The following is a 15,085-nucleotide window of genomic DNA, read 5'->3' on the forward strand; positions in this document are numbered from 1 at the left end:
CACCCTGGGGGCGGAATCGTGGGCCGGGCGGGGTCGTTATACCTGGCATGCCACCGCGACTTTCGGGTCGTGGGGCGAGGCAGCCGCCGGGAACACCCGACCGGCCGCCCCGGTTACATCCCCCGGAGCACGCAGGCCGGAAGCCCGGCGGAATGACTCGCCGGCCCGGCCGGTTACACCCCGAGCCACACAGGCCGGAAGCCCGGCGGAATGACTCGCCGGCCCAGCCGGTTACACACCCCGCACCCCCGAGCACCACAAGCCGGGGCCAGGTGGAATGACCCGCCGCCCCGCGCCGTCACACCCTTCCCCGACGCCGGCCCCCTGTGGCCACCGGGCAAGAACCTCCAAAACTTTCCCCCCTTGCACGTGCGGCACGCCCACCCCCCGGGCGTGCCGTGCACCCCCAATCGCAGAGGAGCACGCCATCATGCGTACCGATCTGATTCGTAAGACCGCACTCACCGCCGCTGGCCTCGCCTTCACCGGCGGCGCCATCGTCGGACCGATCACCGCCGCGTACGCCGCGACGGATGCCAAGCCCACTACTCAGACGCAGTCTGATCGCAAGCCGTCGGGTGAGCGTCAGCTGGGTGTGCGCTACGAGGCGCAGCCGAACTTCTACTACTGCGGCCCCGCCGCCGCCCGTAACGCCCTGAGCGTGCAGGGCAAGGACATCAGCGTCGACGCGATGGCCAAGGAGATGGGCACCACCGAGGCCGGCACCAACTCCATCAACGACATCACCCCCGTGCTGAACAAGGAGACCGGCAAGAACGACGCCTACCGGTCCGTGGAGATCAGCACCCCGGATGCTGACGCCAAGCAGACCGACAAGCTGCGCGCCGACATCGTCAAGACCGTTGACGACGGCCGGGCCGTGGTCGCCAACATCGCCGGCACCACGACTGACACCGATGGTGGTATCCACTCGTTCGAGGGCGGGCACTACATCAGCGTCGTCGGCTACCGCGACAACGGCAACACCGTCAAGATCGCCGACTCCGCCGACCCGAACACCGCCTCCTACGACGTCACCGTCGAACACCTCGCCGACTGGATCGCCACCCGCGGCTACGCCACCAGCTGACCGCGACCGACACACCACGAAGGGCCGGCCCCCACCACGGGGACCGGCCCTTCGGCATGACCGGGTCACTGTCCACGCGCCCTCGTCGGGCGCTGACGGATCGAGGGGTCGTCCGAGCCGACCAGAGCGCCCGCCACGGCAGGCCGCCCACCGGGCCAAGCCGTCCCGACCACAGCAGGCCACCCCACTGGCTGTGGCACGGGTCCTTTGGAGCTGATGTCGTAGACGAATCAGGGGCATGGCCGACCGAGGCGAGCTGGTGATTCGTTCACGACATCAGCTCGATAGGGCGCCGAACTCATCTGCCCAGCCTCTGCGAGCGGATCGTCGAGGAAAGGCCGAGCGCCACGAGACCGAGGAGGGATGGCCGCGCCGGGCGTCTCCGCCCAACCGGTCGGAGGCTCGATCAGCCGCCGGAGTCGTCCATCTCGGCGCCCTCGGGGACGGTGTCGTCGTCCCGGCTGGCCAGCCACCCGTCGGGCAGGGAGACCTTGCCCGGCGAGTTGGTGCGCCCGCGCGGCTGCCCGAGGGCGGTCATCGGGAACGGCTCCGCGGGGTCGAGCTTGCCGAGCAGGTCGTCGAGCTGGGCCAGGCTTTCGATCATCGCCAGCGAGCGGCGCAGCTCGCCACCGACCGGGAAGCCCTTGAGATACCAGGCGACGTGCTTGCGGAAGTCGGTGCAGCCGTCCCGTTCGCCCCGGGCCGGGTTGCGGGCACCGGCCACGAACTGGTCCACCAGCAGCTCGGCGTGCCGGCGCATGGTCACCGCCACCTCGCCGAGGCTGGGCAGTCGCCGCTCCGGCCGGCCGTTGAAAGCGGCCTCCAGGTCGGCGAAGAGCCACGGCCGACCCAGGCAGCCGCGCCCGACGACCACGCCGTCCACGCCGGTGTGCGCGACCATCCGCAGCGCGTCGTCGGCCTCCCAGATGTCACCGTTGCCGAGCACCGGCACGTCGAGGGCCTGCTTCAGGGTGGCGATCGCGTCCCAGTCGGCGGTGCCCGAGTAGCGCTGCGCCGCCGTCCGCCCGTGCAGGGCCACCGCGGCCACGCCGGCTTCCTGGGCGGCGAGCCCCGCTTCGACGTACGTCAGGTGGTCGTCGTCAATGCCCTTGCGCATCTTGACAGTGACCGGCACTCCGGCCGGTGACGCGGCGTCCACCGCGGCCCGCACCAGTCGGGCGAAGAGCCGGCGTCGCCACGGCAACGCCGCGCCGCCGCCACGCCGGGTGACCTTGGGGACCGGGCAGCCGAAGTTGAGGTCGATGTGATCGGCCAGGTTGCGCTCGACGACGATCCGGACGGCGGCCGCGGTGATCTCCGGGTCGGTGCCGTAGAGCTGGAGGCTGCGCGGCTTCTCGTCGTCGCCGAACGTGATCATGCGCAGCGTCTTCGGGTTGCGCTCGACCAGAGCCCGAGTGGTGATCATCTCGCAGACGTAGATGCCGCCGCCCTGCTCACGGCAGAGCCGGCGGAACCCGACGTTGGTGATCCCGGCCATCGGCGCGAGCACCACCGGCGGCCACACCTGGTACGGCCCGAGAGTCAACGGGCGCAGCGCGGGCATGGTCGAGACAGTCACCGGACAAGTGTACGGGGCCCCGACCGGCGCTTATCGCGTCGGCCGAGGCCCCGTGCACGCAGCCTCAGCAGCCGGGCAGACGCTCGATCAGGTAACGCTCAACCTGGTCCAGGGAGACCCGCTCCTGGGCCATCGTGTCCCGGTTGCGCACCGTCACGGCGTTGTCGTCCAGCGTGTCGAAGTCGACAGTCACGCAGAACGGGGTGCCGATCTCGTCCTGCCGGCGATAGCGGCGGCCGATCGCCTGCGAGTCGTCGAACTCGACCACCCAGCGCTTGCGCAGCAGCGTCGCGAGATCCTTGGCCTTCGGCGACAGCGCCTCGTTGCGGGACAACGGCAGCACCGCCACCTTGACCGGGGCGAGTCGCGGGTCGAACCGCATCACGGTGCGCTTGTCCACGCCGCCCTTGGTGTTCGGTGCCTCGTCCTCGTCGTACGCCTCCAGCAGGAAGGCGAGCACCGCACGGGTCAGACCGGCGGCCGGCTCGATGACGTACGGCATCCAGCGCTCACTCTTGGTCTGGTCGAAGTACGACAGGTCGACGCCCGAGTGCTTGCTGTGCGTGGAGAGGTCGAAGTCGGTGCGGTTGGCAACCCCCTCCAGCTCGGCGAACTCGGTGCCGCCGAACTGGAAGCGGTACTCGATGTCCACCGTCCGCTTCGAGTAGTGCGAGAGCTTCTCGGCGGGGTGCTCGAAGAGGCGCAGATTGTCCGCCGAGAGGCCGAGGTCGAGGTACCAGTTCCAGCGCTCCTGGAGCCAGTACTCGTGCCACTGCTCGTCGGTGCCCGGCTCGACGAAGAACTCCATCTCCATCTGCTCGAACTCGCGGGTGCGGAAGATGAAGTTGCCCGGGGTGATCTCGTTGCGGAACGACTTGCCGGTCTGCGCGATGCCGAAGGGCGGCTTCTTGCGGGCGACCGTCTCGACGTTCTTGTAGTTGACGAAGATGCCCTGCGCGGTTTCCGGGCGCAGGTAGTGCAGCCCCTCGTCGCTCTCCACCGGGCCCAGGTAGGTCTTCATCAGGCCGTTGAACATCTTCGGCTCGGTGAAGGTGCCCTTGTTGCCGCAGTTGGGGCAGTTCAGCTCGGCCAGTGAGGTGAGCGGCTTGCCGTGCTTCTCCGCGTACGCCTCCTCCAGGTGGTCCGCCCGGAAGCGCTTGTGGCAGAACTGGCACTCGGTGAGCGGGTCGACGAACTCGGCGATGTGACCGGACGCCTCCCACACCTTGCGGGACAGGATCACCGCGGAGTCCAGGCCCACGACGTCGTCGCGCTGCTGGACCATGGTCTTCCACCACTGCCGGCGGACGTTCTCCTTGAGCTCCACGCCGAGCGGACCGTAGTCCCACGCCGATCGGGTGCCTCCGTAGATCTCGCTGGAGGGGAAGACGAAGCCTCGTCGCTTGGCGAGGCTGACGACGGCGTCGATACGGTCGGCTGGCATGTTTCCTCCTACGCCGGCTGGCGGTCGGCGGGGGCGAGATGTGGATGGAACGGTCAGTTCAGGACAACGGTACGACCACCGCCGCCCTGAGCCCAGCAGAATACCGGGGGCGGGTCAGCTCACCCCGCAGACCTCCACGCCGCCGGTCTCCCCGTCCTGCCCGAGCCTGACCTGCTGCTGCTCCCGGTCACCACCGGCGAGTGTCACGTCGACCGGCACGGTCAGGCTGGTGGTGTCCACCTCACCCACGCGGAACGCCGAGACCTGAGGTTCGGCGGAGGCTCGCCGCTCGAACTCGGGCCGGGACTCACGCCGCTGCGCGTCGTCGCAGAGCTGCTCGTACGCCCGCCCGTAGTCCCGCTCGACCAGCGCCTGGTAGTAGTCACCGGTCACGGTGCGGGCCTGCTCCCGGATCGCCTGCACGCCGCTGACGGCCAGGCCGACGACGGCGGTGCCGCCCCCGCCACAGCAGAGCACCACGGCGAGCGCGCCGACGCCGAGGCCGATCCAGAGCCGAGTCCGGCGACCCTCGGTGGGCGGCGCGGCGAACGGCGGAGCCACCCCGGGACCGGGTGGCGGGGCGGGTGCGGTCATAGGAGCAGCGTAGTGTCCGGCGGCTCAGCGGTAAGGACCCGCAGCCCGATCACTCTCGGCGACGACCACCGCTCCTCCGGGCGCCGCGGTCGCCAGTGCCTCGTACGCGGAGGGTTCGTCGACCGACTCGGCGAGCAGCGGCACGGCGCTGACCTTGACTTCGAAGGCCCCCAGGGCCCGCCGGTACGTGCCGACCGACTCCCATTCGGTGACCAGCGACCAGTGCCGGGGGTCGTCGAGCGCCCGGACCAGTTGACCGCGCAGGTAGCCGCGGCAGGCGGCCAGGGCGGTGAGGGCGGCGTGCGCCCGTTCGGTGAAGTCGTCGGCGACATCGACGTCGACCACGAACCGGTTGGTCACCAGCAACGGTGGTCCCTCCTCGTAGAGTCTGTGGGATGCAGCGTACGCAGCGCCCCCTGCTCGCCCGGTTGGCCGGGGCGAACCCGACGTCGGTGTTCCTGCTCACCCTGGTGGTGGTGCTGGTGGCGTTCTTCACGCCCGGGGTGATCGGCGGGCTGCTGACGCTCGCGCTCGCCGCGGGCCTGATCGCCCTGTTGGCGACGACCTGGGCGGTTCAGGCGCCGCAGACCCGCCTGATTCGACTGGTGATGCTGGCCCTGCTGGTGACGGTGGGCCTCGCCAAGCTGCTCTGACATGCAATCATGCGTTTTTGACAATCATTATCGTTGCCACGGACAGTTGACGACATGACCAACCGCGCCACGTACCGTGTCCTGGCCGCCGCGACCGCCCTCCTCGCCCTGGGTGCCGGGGCCGGCTGCTCCAGCGGCGACGCCGCCGGCGCCGACCCCCAACGGGTCGACGTGGTGGCCGCGTTCTACCCCCTCCAGTTCCTGGCCGAGCGGATCGGCGGCGACGCGGTCCGGGTGACCAACCTGGCCAAGCCGGGTGCCGAGCCACACGACCTGGAGCTCAACCCGAGCCAGGTCGGCCAGGTCAGCGACGCGGAGCTGATCGTCTACCTCAAGGGCTTCCAGCCGGCGGTGGACGACGCCGTCGCGCAGAACGGTGGCGACCGGGCGTTCGACGTGACCAGCGTGCAGCCGCTGCTGGACGCGTCCGCCGGCGGGCACGACCACGAGGGCGAGGAGGGGCACGCCGAGGAGAGCGGCGGCAAGGACCCGCACGTCTGGCTCGACCCGACCCGGCTGGCCGGCATCGGCGACCAGCTCGCGCAGCGGCTCGGCAAGGCCGACGCGGCCCACGCCGCCGACTACACCGCCCGCGCCGCGGCGCTGCGCGCCGACCTGACGACCCTGGACGGGGAGTTCAAGCAGGGCCTGGCGACCTGCCAGCGGCGCGAGATCGTCACCAGCCACGCCGCGTTCGGCTACCTCGCCGACCGCTACCAGCTCGACCAGGTCGGCATCACCGGGCTGAGCCCGGACGTCGAGCCCTCCCCGCAGCGGCTCGCGCACGTGATCGAGGAGGCGAAGGAGCACCAGGCCACCACGATCTTCTTCGAGACGCTGGTCAGCCCGAAGGTCGCCGAGACCATCGCCGGTCAGGTCGGCGCGAAGACCGCGGTGCTGGACCCGATCGAAGGGCTCGCCGCTGGCAGCAACGGGGACTACCTTTCGGTGATGCGTACCAACCTGCAGACCCTGCAGACGGCCTTGAGCTGCTCGTGACCTCACCTGTCATCACCGTCGAGCACGGGGTGGTCGGCTACGACGGCCGCCCCGTGCTCCGGAACATCTCGCTCACCGTGACCGCCGGAGAGGTGGTCGCGGTGCTCGGCGCGAACGGCTCCGGCAAGTCCACCCTGATCCGCGCCGTGCTCGGGCTGGTGCCACTCAGCGCCGGCTCGGTCGCCCTCTTCGACCGGCCGTTGCGCCGGTTCCGGCAGTGGGCGCGCATCGGGTACGTCCCGCAGCGCCTGGGCGCCGGCGGCGGCGTGCCAGCCACCGTCCGCGAGGTGGTGGCCTCCGGCCGGCTGGCCCGCCGGGGGGTGCTCCGCCCGCCGGGTCGAGCCGACCGGGCCGCCGTGGACGCCGCACTGCTCGCGGTCGGGCTCGCCGACCGGGCGGGCGACCCGGTGTCCACGCTCTCCGGCGGCCAGCAGCAGCGCACCCTGATCGCCCGCGCCCTGGCCGGTGAACCGGAGCTGCTGGTCCTCGACGAGCCCACCGCCGGGGTGGACGCGGCCAGCCAGGAGGCATTCGCCGGCGCGCTGCGCGACTTCGTCGGCAACGGTGGGACGGTGCTGCTGGTCGCCCACGAGCTGGGCCCGCTGCGACCGGTGATCAGCCGGGCGGTCGTCGTCCACGAGGGTGGCATCGTCCACGACGGCGCGGTGCCGGACCCGGCGGGCCATCACGCGGAGCCCGACCACGACCACGTGCACCCGCACTGTTACGACGAGCCCGCCGGGCTGTGGAGCAACTGACGCATGGAACTCTTCCAGTACCCCTACATGCAGCGTGCCCTGATCGGCGCGCTGGTGATCGGCCTGGCCGCGCCGGCGCTCGGCATCTACCTGGTGCAACGCCGGCTGGCGTTGATCGGCGACGGTGTCGGGCACGTGGCGCTGACCGGCGTCGGGGCAGGCCTGCTGCTCAACCGCTCACCGGTGCTGGTCGCGGTGATCGCCGCCACCATCGGCGCGATCGCCATCGAGGTGGTCCGCGCCCGAGGGCGTACGTCCGGTGACCTGGCCCTGGCCCTGCTCTTCTACGGCGGCATCGCGGGCGGCGTCCTGCTCGTCGGCCTCTCGGACGCGACCAGCGCGAACCTCAACGCCTACCTGTTCGGGTCGCTGACCACCATCTCGCCCGACGACCTGGTCACCATCGCGGTGCTCGGCGCGGCGATCCTGGTCACCATGATCGCGTTGCGCCCGGCGCTCTTCGCGGTCAGCCACGACGAGGAGTACGCCCGGGTCTCCGGCCTGCCGGTGCGCACGCTGAACCTGCTGATCGCGGTCGCCACCGCGGTCACCGTGACCATCGCAATGCGGGCTGTCGGGGTGCTCCTGATCAGCGCGCTGATGGTGGTGCCGGTCGCCACCGCCCAGCAGGTGACCCGGGGCTTCCGCAGCACGATGGTCGCCGCGATGGCGCTCGGGTTCTTCGCCGCCGGTTCCGGTGTCTGGGTGGCGGCTACGGCGGACACCGCGCCGGGCGCCTCGGTGGTGCTGGTGGCGATCGCCTCGTTCCTGGTCGTGGCCGTGGCCGGCGGCGTCTGGCGGACGTTGCGCCGCCGGGCGACACCGACCGACGCTCCGACGCCGGAGCCGCACGAGGTCGTGCTGAGCTGATCCTGATCAGCGAAGCGTCGGTGGTAATGGGTACCGTTGCGGAATGACCAGCGCGACGGGCTACGACGGGTTCGACGGGGCCAGCGAGTTGCTCCGCGCTCTGTCCGCGCCGATCCGGCTGGCCATCGTCAGCGAGCTGGCCGGCGGTGAGCGGTGCGTGCACGAGCTGGTGGAGAAGCTCGGTGCCGCACAACCGTTGGTCTCCCAGCACCTGCGGGTGCTGCGAGGCGCGGGAGTGGTGCGAGGCTCCCGCCGCGGTCGGGAGATCGCCTACAGCCTGGTCGACGAGCACGTCGCGCACATCGTGGCAGACGCGGTCAGCCACGCCGGGGAGGGATCATGAGCGAGAGCACCGCCGCGGTGCGCAACACCCGGCAGCGCTCGGCGGTGAGCGCGCTGCTGGGCGAGATGGAGGGCTTCCACAGCGCCCAGGACCTGCACGCCATGCTGCGGCAGCGCGGCGAGCGGGTCGGCCTCACCACCGTCTACCGCACCCTGCAGGGGCTCGCCGACGCCGGCGAGATCGACGTGATGCGCCCACCCGGCGGCGAGCACCTCTACCGCCGGTGCAGCGAGGGGCACCATCACCACCTGGTCTGCCGGGCCTGCGGGCGCACAGTCGAGGTGGCCGGCCCGGCGGTGGAGAGCTGGGCCGACCGGGTCGCCGCCCAGCACGGGTACGCCGACGTCAGCCACACCCTGGAAATCTTCGGCACCTGCCCGACCTGCGTCCGCTGACTCAACATCGCGGACTGGTCGCCGCGCCTTGAGGCAGCAATATCCCCGATGTTGCTGCCTCATTCGACAGCGAGGCAGCAATATCCCCGATGTTGCTGCCTGCCCTGGCCGCCCGGGCCGTCCCGCCGGCTGATCTGACGGGTGCCACACCGAGCCGTCCGTGACACGCTGTCCGGCGTGAAAATCTATGCCGATCGGTTTCCGACCGCCGCCCGTCAGTTGCTCACCGACCTGCTCGTCGTCGCCTGGGTGTACGTGGCGATCCGCGGCGCGCTGTGGCTGCACGACCTGGTGCAGAAGCTCGCCGTACCGGGGCAGAAGCTGGAGGGCGCGGGCAGCGGCCTCGCCGACAACCTCGCCGACGCGGGCGGCAAGGTCCGCCGGGTCCCGCTGGTCGGCGACGAGCTGACCGCACCCTTCCAGCGGGCCGCCGACGCGGCCCGGGGGCTCGCCGACGCCGGCCGCGACCAGCAGCACCTGGTCGACCAGCTCGCCCTCGCCCTCGCCATCGCGGTCCTGATCTTCCCGCTCGGCATCGTGCTGCTCGGCTGGCTGCCGCTGCGGGTGCGCTGGATGCGCCGGGCCGGGTCAGCGGCGAAGCTGGCCGTCGGACCAGCCGGCCGGGACCTGCTCGCCCTGCGCGCGCTGGCCACCCAGCCGCTGGGCAAGCTGACCCGGATCGCGCCGGACGTCGCCGAGGCGTGGCGACGTGGCGACGACGCCACCGTTGACGCCCTCGCCGCGTTGGAGCTACGCCAACTCGGCCTGCGCGGCAGGAGCCGCTAGGTCTTCGGGTGTTCTACTTCCTCCTCGTCATCGCCGTCCTGCTGCTCGGCTACGCCGCCGTCCTGGTCTCCTTCGTGCGCCGGGGCAGGAAGATCCCCCCTGCGGCGTACCTGGCGCTGGCCGGCTCAACGGCCTGATCCTGGCCGGGCGCTGCCTGGGCGGTCGCCCGCTGACCGGCGCCAACGACGCGGGCCCCAACGAGCACGGCCGACATCAAGCACGGCCACCAACAAGCACGGCCACCAACAAGCACGGCCGACGACCAGCCCGGCCAACGACCAGCCCGGCTTACGGCTTCGGTGGGATGCGGCGGCGGACGTCCTCGGCGGTGGACGGGCCGGGTGACCAGCCGGCCACCCACGGCAGTTCGTCGGAAGGGGTGAGCACACCCTCCTCCAGACCCGCGTAGCGGCCGGCGAGGATCCGCTTCGCCGCCGAGGTGTCGACCGAGTCGGTGTTGTCCCACAGTGCGGCGAACAGGGCGTCCACCCGCACCCGCGCCTGCCGACAGAACAGGTCGGCCAGCTCCACGTTTTCCGGTCGGCTGTCCCGTTCGGCGACGGCCCGGACACAGACCGCGGACATCGCGAACAACTCGGCGCCGATGTCCACCACACGGCCCAGGAACGCCTGCTTACGCTCCATCTTTCCCTGCCAGCGGGACATCGCGTAGAACGTCGAGCGGGCCAGCTTGCGCGACGAGCGCTCGACCTGGCGCAGGTGCGCGGCGAGCGGCCCGAACTCGGCGTACGCCGAGGGCCTCTGCCCCCGACCCACCGCGAGGGTGGGCAGCCACTTCGCGTAGAAGGCACCGGCTCGGGCGCCGGCCCGTGCCTTGCGGCCCAGCCCCGCGTCCGGGTCGATGATGTCGCCGGCCACCGACAGGTGGGCGTCGACCGCCTCCCGGGCGATCAGCAGATGCATGATCTCGGTGGAGCCCTCGAAGATCCGGTTGATCCGCAGGTCGCGCAGCATCTGTTCGACGGCGGCCGGGCGTTCGCCACGGGCGGCCAGCGAGTCGGCCGTTTCGTAGCCGCGCCCGCCCCGGATCTGGATCAGCTCGTCGGCGATCTTCCAGGCCATCTCGCTGGCGTACAGCTTGACCAGCGCCGCCTCGATCCGGATGTCGTTGCGGTCGTCGTCGGCGAGCAGGCAGCAGAGGTCCAGCATGGTCTCCATGCCGTACGTGGTGGCGGCGATGAAGGACAACTTCTGCGCGACCGCCTCGTGCTCGCCCACCGGCCGGCCCCACTGGACCCGGTCGGCCGCCCAGCCCCGGGCCACGTTCAGCGCCCACTTGCCGGCGCCCACGCACATCGCCGGCAGCGAGAGCCGGCCGGTGTTCAGCGTGGTCAGGGCGATCTTCAGACCCTTGCCCTCGCCGCCGATGACGTTCTCGGCGGGTACGAACACGTCGTGGAACCGGGTGAGGCTGTTTTCCAGGCCGCGCAGGCCGATGAACTCGTTGCGCCGCTCGACGGTGATGCCCTCGCTGTCGCCCTCCACCACGAACGCGGTGATCCCGCCCCGACGCCCCTCGGTGGCGGGCACCCGGGCCATCACCACCAGCAGGGTGGCCACGATGCCGTTGGTGGCCCAGAGCTTCACCCCGTTGAGCCGGTAGCCGGTGCCGTCCTCGGTCGGCTCGGCGACGGTGCCCAGGCGGGCGGGGTCGGAGCCGACATCGGGCTCGGTGAGCAGGAACGCGGACACCTCACCGGCGGCGAGGCGGGGCAGGAAGAGCTGCTTCTGCTCGGCGGTGCCGAACATCTTCAGCGGCTGTGGCACCCCGATCGACTGGTGCGCCGAGAGCAGGGCGCCGATGGCCGGGCTGACCGACCCGGCCAGCATCAGCGCCCGGCAGTAGTGCAGGTTGCTCAGCCCGAGCCCGCCGTACTTCCGGTCGATCTTCATGCCGAACGCGCCGAGGTCGGCCAGACCGTGGAACACCGAGTCCGGAATGGACGCGTCGCGTTCGATGGCGGCGCCGTCGACCTCGGTCGTCAGGAAGGCGCGCAACCGACCGAGGAACTCCTCGGCGCGCGCCACGTCGTCCGGGTCGGACCGGGGCCACGGGTCGATCAGGTCGAGCCGGAACCGACCGAGGAACAACTCCTTGCCGAAGCTGGGTCGGTCCCAGGTGGACTCACGGGCGGCCTCGGCGACCTGCCGGGCCTCCTTCTCGGAGACCTGCCCGGCCTCCTTGGGCAACGGGGCCGCGGCACCGGCGGTGCTGGGCGCGGCGTCGGAGTCGGGGCCGTCCGGTGCCGGTCGGCCGTCCTGCGTCGTGGTCACGGCTGCCCCCTCGAAGCTCGGTGCGGCTGCGTCGACGTGCGCGACTACCCGCCACGCTACCCCCGGTTGTTACCCAGGGGTAGCGCTGCGTGAAGATCTGCGCGATCAGCGATCAGCGACCGGCGATCGCGTCCGGGTCGTCGTCATCGTCGTCGACGTCGTCCTCACCCCAGCTGCGCCGGGCGAACGGCAGGATCACCCAGAACATCAGGAACCAGAGGCCGGTCAGCGCGCTGAGCAGGAAGGCGATCGGCCGGTCCAGCACGAAGTCGGTGATCAGCAGCACCGCGCTGACCATCGCGATCAGCATGAAGGCGAGACCACCGGTGGCCATCCGGTGCGCGAAGCGCACCAGCTCCGGCTTGCGCCCCTGCCGGAACAACGCCCGGTGGAACGCCACCGGCGAGATGATCAGCGCGGTGGCGGCGGCCGCCGCGAGCAACGCCACGATGTAGACGTCCCGCTGGAACTCCGTGGTCTCGGTGAACCCGTTGCTGAACGGCAGGGTGAGCAGGAAGGCGAAGAGGATCTGCACGCCGGTCTGTGCGACCCGCAACTCCTGGAGCAGGTCGGCGAAATTGCGCTGCCAACGCTGCTTGTCGGTCTCCTTGGACACGCGCTACCTCCGGTGAGACGCTACTGCCGGCGGTCCCGGCCGCCGGCAGCAACGCCAATGCCCCACCCGCCCGAGCGCGAAACAGGTTCACAACATCTTCCGTTCACCTCGGGGACGCAGGTCGGTCACCAGCACCAGCCGATGCCGGGCGACCGTGAGCACCGTCCGGCGGCGTCAGGACCCGCGACGGATGCGGCCTGCGTACCGGGCCTCCAACGCCGTGTTGTGCGCGTCGCCGTCCGGGATGTTCGCCGACAGGTAGACCGGTGGCCGCTCCCCCGCTGCCAGCAACCGCGCCACCACCTCCACGGTGATCTGCTGGGCGAGCAGCGCAGCGGTGATCGAGGAGACCGCGCCGACCGCGCCACCACCGGGAAGCGGCAGCGTCGCGTCGCCGTACGGGGCGCCGTTGTCGAGCACCACGTCGGCGAGGTCGCCCAGCTTGCGCCCGGACGGGTGCCGGGAGGTCATCCGACCGGAGTGCTGCGCCGAGGTGATCGCGACCAGCCCGTGGCCACGTTCCTTGACCAGCGTGGCGAACTCCACCATCGCGCCGTTGACCCCGGAGTTCGAGGCGAGCACGAAGACGTCGGTGGGCCGCACCGGCGCCAGCTCGTAGAGGCGGTGCGCGACCGACGGGTCCCGTTCCAGCATCGGGCCCAACCGATCGGCCGGTTCGCCGCCGAGCAGCACCAGGTCGCGCAGCGCGATCCGGTTGGTCGGCACCAGACCGCCCGCCCGGCCGGCGATCTCCATGGCGAGGGCCTCCGAGTGCCCGGTGCCGAACGCGTGCACCACGCCGTCGGCGCGTACGGCGTCGGCGATCAGATCCGCGGCCCGCCCCACCGCCTCCCGCTGGCTTTCGGCCACCCGGCCGATCGTCTCGGTCACCACGGCCAGGTAGTCCTCGGCACTCACCGTCATGCGTCCTCCGTCATCCGATTGCGGGCCAACCAGTGCACCGCGAAGTCGACCGCCGCCCGCTGGCGCATCAACCTGCCGGTCCCGGCACCCACCGGGCCGGTGCGAACCTCTCCGGTGGCCTCCAGGGCCACGCCCAACGCGTCGAAGTCACCCGCGTCGAGCCGTACGTCCTGCCACCACACCCATTCCCGGCCGCCGTCGGCGGTGCGCACCGCAGCGCCGACCCGCTCCCGGGGCGAGCCGGTGCTGCGGTATTCGGCCAGGTGCAGCGAGGTGCTCGCCCAGTGGCCGACACCGAGCAGCAACACGTCGGCGTCCAGGTCGTAGAGCCGGCCCAGCGGGGACTGCTCGCCGAGCATGTCGGCCAGGGCGTGCCCGGTCACCACCTGCTCGGCGGCCGGCCCGAGCGCGGCGAACGACACCTGGGGATGCGAGCTGCGCAGAGCGCCGGGCCAGCCGCGGACCGTCTCGGCGAGCGCCCCCATGAACCGGCTCGGGGTGATCGCCGGGTCGAAGCCGGGCATCTCCGAGCGGATCAGCGGCCACCAGTCCGCCGGCACCGGCGGGTTGCGCCACTGGGCGGGATCGCTGTTCTCCGGTGTGTGGGTGGGCACGACGATCGTGCCGTCCGGACCGAGCGCGTCACGCAGGGCCAGCACCACCGCGTGCGGACCACCGCTGATGAATCCCAGCGGACGGAGGCCGGCGTGCACCAGCAGCGTCGCGCCGGCGCGTACGCCCAGCAGGCGTAGTTGCGCGGCGATCGAGCGGCGGCTGCCCGGCCCTCTGCCGTCCGTCGTCATGATGGCCCTCCCCCGCTGACCCGCACGACTCAGGCCGTTGTGCTGACTCGGGCCAGGATCGCCTCGGCGAGCGGGCCCGGGGCCGCGTCCGGGATCCAGTGGCTCACACCGGCCAGTTGCACGAAGCGGTAGTCCCCGGTGACGTTCGCCGCACACGCCTCGGCGGCGGTCCGACCGATGGCGATGTCCCGGTCACTCCAGACGTACGTGGTGGGCACCGCGACCGGGCCGACCGCTGCCAGGTCGGAGCGGGACATCGCCCGGTACCAGTTCAGGGCGGCGGTGAGGGCTCCCGGCTCGCGCATCGGGTCGGCGTAGCGGTCCACCCGGGGCCCGTCGCCCACTCCGCCGAGCAGTTTGCGCAGCGCGGTGGCGTGCCACGCCAGCAGCACCTTCTCCGCCTTGTCCGGCTTACGGAACAGCGCAATGTACGACGAGCGGGCCTTCTGCTGGCTGTCGTTGGCCAGGGCGTGCGCCATGGCCGCCGGATGTGGCACGGACACCGCCGTCAGTGTGCGGACCCGCTCGGGGTGCCCGGCCGCGACCGCCCAGGCCAGGATCGCGCCCCAGTCGTGGCCGACCAGGTGGACGGCGTCCAACCCGAGGGCGTCGAGCACCGCCACCACATCGGCGACCAGCTCGGGGATCCGGTAGTCCGCCACCGCCGTGGGCCGGGCACCCGGCGAGTAACCCCGCTGGTCCAGCGCGTACGTGCGCAGCCCGGCCGCGTGCAGCGCCGGCACGACCTCGTCCCACTCGCCGCTGTGCTGTGGGAAACCGTGCAACAGCAGGACAGGTACGCCCTCCGGCGGACCACCGGCGGTTACCTCGAACGTGAAGCCTCGCGCGTCAACCCGCATGATCGGAAGCGTACCCAGCCGACGACGGGCCGGCTGCTCGCCGCAGGTCAGGCGGATGCCCTCCTGGGCCAGCGGC

18 protein-coding genes are annotated in these 15,085 nt (G+C 71.5%); 9 read left to right on the forward strand and 9 right to left on the reverse strand.

Annotated elements, in window-relative coordinates; translation table 11 throughout:
* Positions 1-430: 430 nt before the first annotated feature.
* Positions 431-1,090, forward strand: a complete 660-nt coding sequence (locus CLT68_RS31940; RefSeq protein ID WP_099856512.1) for a C39 family peptidase — start codon at positions 431-433, stop codon at positions 1,088-1,090.
* 406 nt (positions 1,091-1,496) lie between these two features.
* On the opposite strand, the gene dusB is transcribed toward CLT68_RS31940, so the two are convergent.
* From dusB to CLT68_RS31960, 4 genes are all read right to left on the reverse strand, one after another.
* Positions 1,497-2,654, reverse strand: coding sequence for a tRNA dihydrouridine synthase DusB (dusB, locus tag CLT68_RS31945; protein WP_099856514.1), 1,158 nt, complete (start codon positions 2,652-2,654; stop codon positions 1,497-1,499).
* A 79-nt stretch (positions 2,655-2,733) separates the two neighbouring features.
* Positions 2,734-4,113, reverse strand: a complete 1,380-nt coding sequence (locus CLT68_RS31950) for a glycine--tRNA ligase (RefSeq protein WP_088949663.1) — start codon at positions 4,111-4,113, stop codon at positions 2,734-2,736.
* A gap of 114 nt (positions 4,114-4,227) precedes the next feature.
* A complete protein-coding gene (locus CLT68_RS31955) occupies positions 4,228-4,707 on the reverse strand; it encodes an Rv0361 family membrane protein (protein WP_088949664.1) in 480 nt (159 codons plus the stop codon).
* A gap of 24 nt (positions 4,708-4,731) precedes the next feature.
* Positions 4,732-5,073, reverse strand: coding sequence for an antibiotic biosynthesis monooxygenase (locus tag CLT68_RS31960; RefSeq protein WP_088949665.1), 342 nt, complete (start codon positions 5,071-5,073; stop codon positions 4,732-4,734).
* Between the two features lie 29 nt (positions 5,074-5,102).
* Between CLT68_RS31960 and CLT68_RS31965 the strand changes: the two genes are divergently transcribed.
* The 8 genes from CLT68_RS31965 to CLT68_RS34080 all read left to right on the forward strand — a co-directional run bounded on the left by CLT68_RS31965 (position 5,103) and on the right by CLT68_RS34080 (position 9,648).
* Positions 5,103-5,360: a hypothetical protein gene (locus CLT68_RS31965; RefSeq protein ID WP_099856516.1), complete on the forward strand. Its 258-nt coding sequence runs from the start codon at positions 5,103-5,105 to the stop codon at positions 5,358-5,360.
* A gap of 54 nt (positions 5,361-5,414) precedes the next feature.
* Positions 5,415-6,359 carry a metal ABC transporter substrate-binding protein gene (locus CLT68_RS31970; RefSeq protein ID WP_099856518.1) on the forward strand — a complete coding sequence of 315 codons (945 nt, stop codon included), beginning with the start codon at positions 5,415-5,417 and terminating at the stop codon, positions 6,357-6,359.
* Positions 6,356-7,117, forward strand: coding sequence for a metal ABC transporter ATP-binding protein (locus tag CLT68_RS31975; protein ID WP_088949668.1), 762 nt, complete (start codon positions 6,356-6,358; stop codon positions 7,115-7,117). The genes CLT68_RS31970 and CLT68_RS31975 overlap by 4 nt, the downstream gene beginning before the upstream one ends.
* Before the next feature lie 3 nt (positions 7,118-7,120).
* Complete coding sequence (locus CLT68_RS31980) at positions 7,121-7,987, forward strand: metal ABC transporter permease (RefSeq protein ID WP_099856520.1); 867 nt, start codon at positions 7,121-7,123, stop codon at positions 7,985-7,987.
* A 43-nt stretch (positions 7,988-8,030) separates the two neighbouring features.
* Positions 8,031-8,330 carry an ArsR/SmtB family transcription factor gene (locus tag CLT68_RS31985; protein ID WP_030338189.1) on the forward strand — a complete coding sequence of 100 codons (300 nt, stop codon included), beginning with the start codon at positions 8,031-8,033 and terminating at the stop codon, positions 8,328-8,330.
* A complete protein-coding gene (locus CLT68_RS31990; RefSeq protein ID WP_088949670.1) occupies positions 8,327-8,725 on the forward strand; it encodes a Fur family transcriptional regulator in 399 nt (132 codons plus the stop codon). Before CLT68_RS31985 ends, CLT68_RS31990 begins: the two co-directional genes overlap by 4 nt.
* Positions 8,726-8,902: 177 nt before the next feature.
* Positions 8,903-9,511: a hypothetical protein gene (locus CLT68_RS31995; protein WP_099857882.1), complete on the forward strand. Its 609-nt coding sequence runs from the start codon at positions 8,903-8,905 to the stop codon at positions 9,509-9,511.
* Positions 9,512-9,519: 8 nt separating this feature from the next.
* Positions 9,520-9,648: a hypothetical protein gene (locus CLT68_RS34080; RefSeq protein WP_486482475.1), complete on the forward strand. Its 129-nt coding sequence runs from the start codon at positions 9,520-9,522 to the stop codon at positions 9,646-9,648.
* Positions 9,649-9,799: 151 nt separating this feature from the next.
* On the opposite strand, the gene CLT68_RS32000 is transcribed toward CLT68_RS34080, so the two are convergent.
* The 5 genes from CLT68_RS32000 to CLT68_RS32020 form a co-directional block, all read right to left on the reverse strand.
* Positions 9,800-11,806 (reverse strand): acyl-CoA dehydrogenase family protein, encoded by a 2,007-nt coding sequence (locus CLT68_RS32000; RefSeq protein ID WP_099856522.1) that lies wholly within the window; start codon positions 11,804-11,806, stop codon positions 9,800-9,802.
* 112 nt (positions 11,807-11,918) lie between these two features.
* The gene (locus CLT68_RS32005) at positions 11,919-12,422 is read right to left on the reverse strand and encodes a DUF6328 family protein (protein WP_099856524.1); all 504 of its coding nucleotides are present in this window, start codon (positions 12,420-12,422) and stop codon (positions 11,919-11,921) included.
* 174 nt (positions 12,423-12,596) lie between these two features.
* Positions 12,597-13,346 carry a sugar isomerase domain-containing protein gene (locus CLT68_RS32010; protein ID WP_099856526.1) on the reverse strand — a complete coding sequence of 250 codons (750 nt, stop codon included), beginning with the start codon at positions 13,344-13,346 and terminating at the stop codon, positions 12,597-12,599.
* Positions 13,343-14,149, reverse strand: coding sequence for an AAC(3) family N-acetyltransferase (locus CLT68_RS32015; protein WP_099856528.1), 807 nt, complete (start codon positions 14,147-14,149; stop codon positions 13,343-13,345). Before CLT68_RS32015 ends, CLT68_RS32010 begins: the two co-directional genes overlap by 4 nt.
* A gap of 29 nt (positions 14,150-14,178) precedes the next feature.
* Positions 14,179-15,009, reverse strand: coding sequence for an alpha/beta fold hydrolase (locus tag CLT68_RS32020; RefSeq protein WP_099856530.1), 831 nt, complete (start codon positions 15,007-15,009; stop codon positions 14,179-14,181).
* Between the last annotated feature and the right edge of the window lie 76 nt (positions 15,010-15,085).

This window comes from Micromonospora sp. CNZ299, assembly GCF_002754415.1.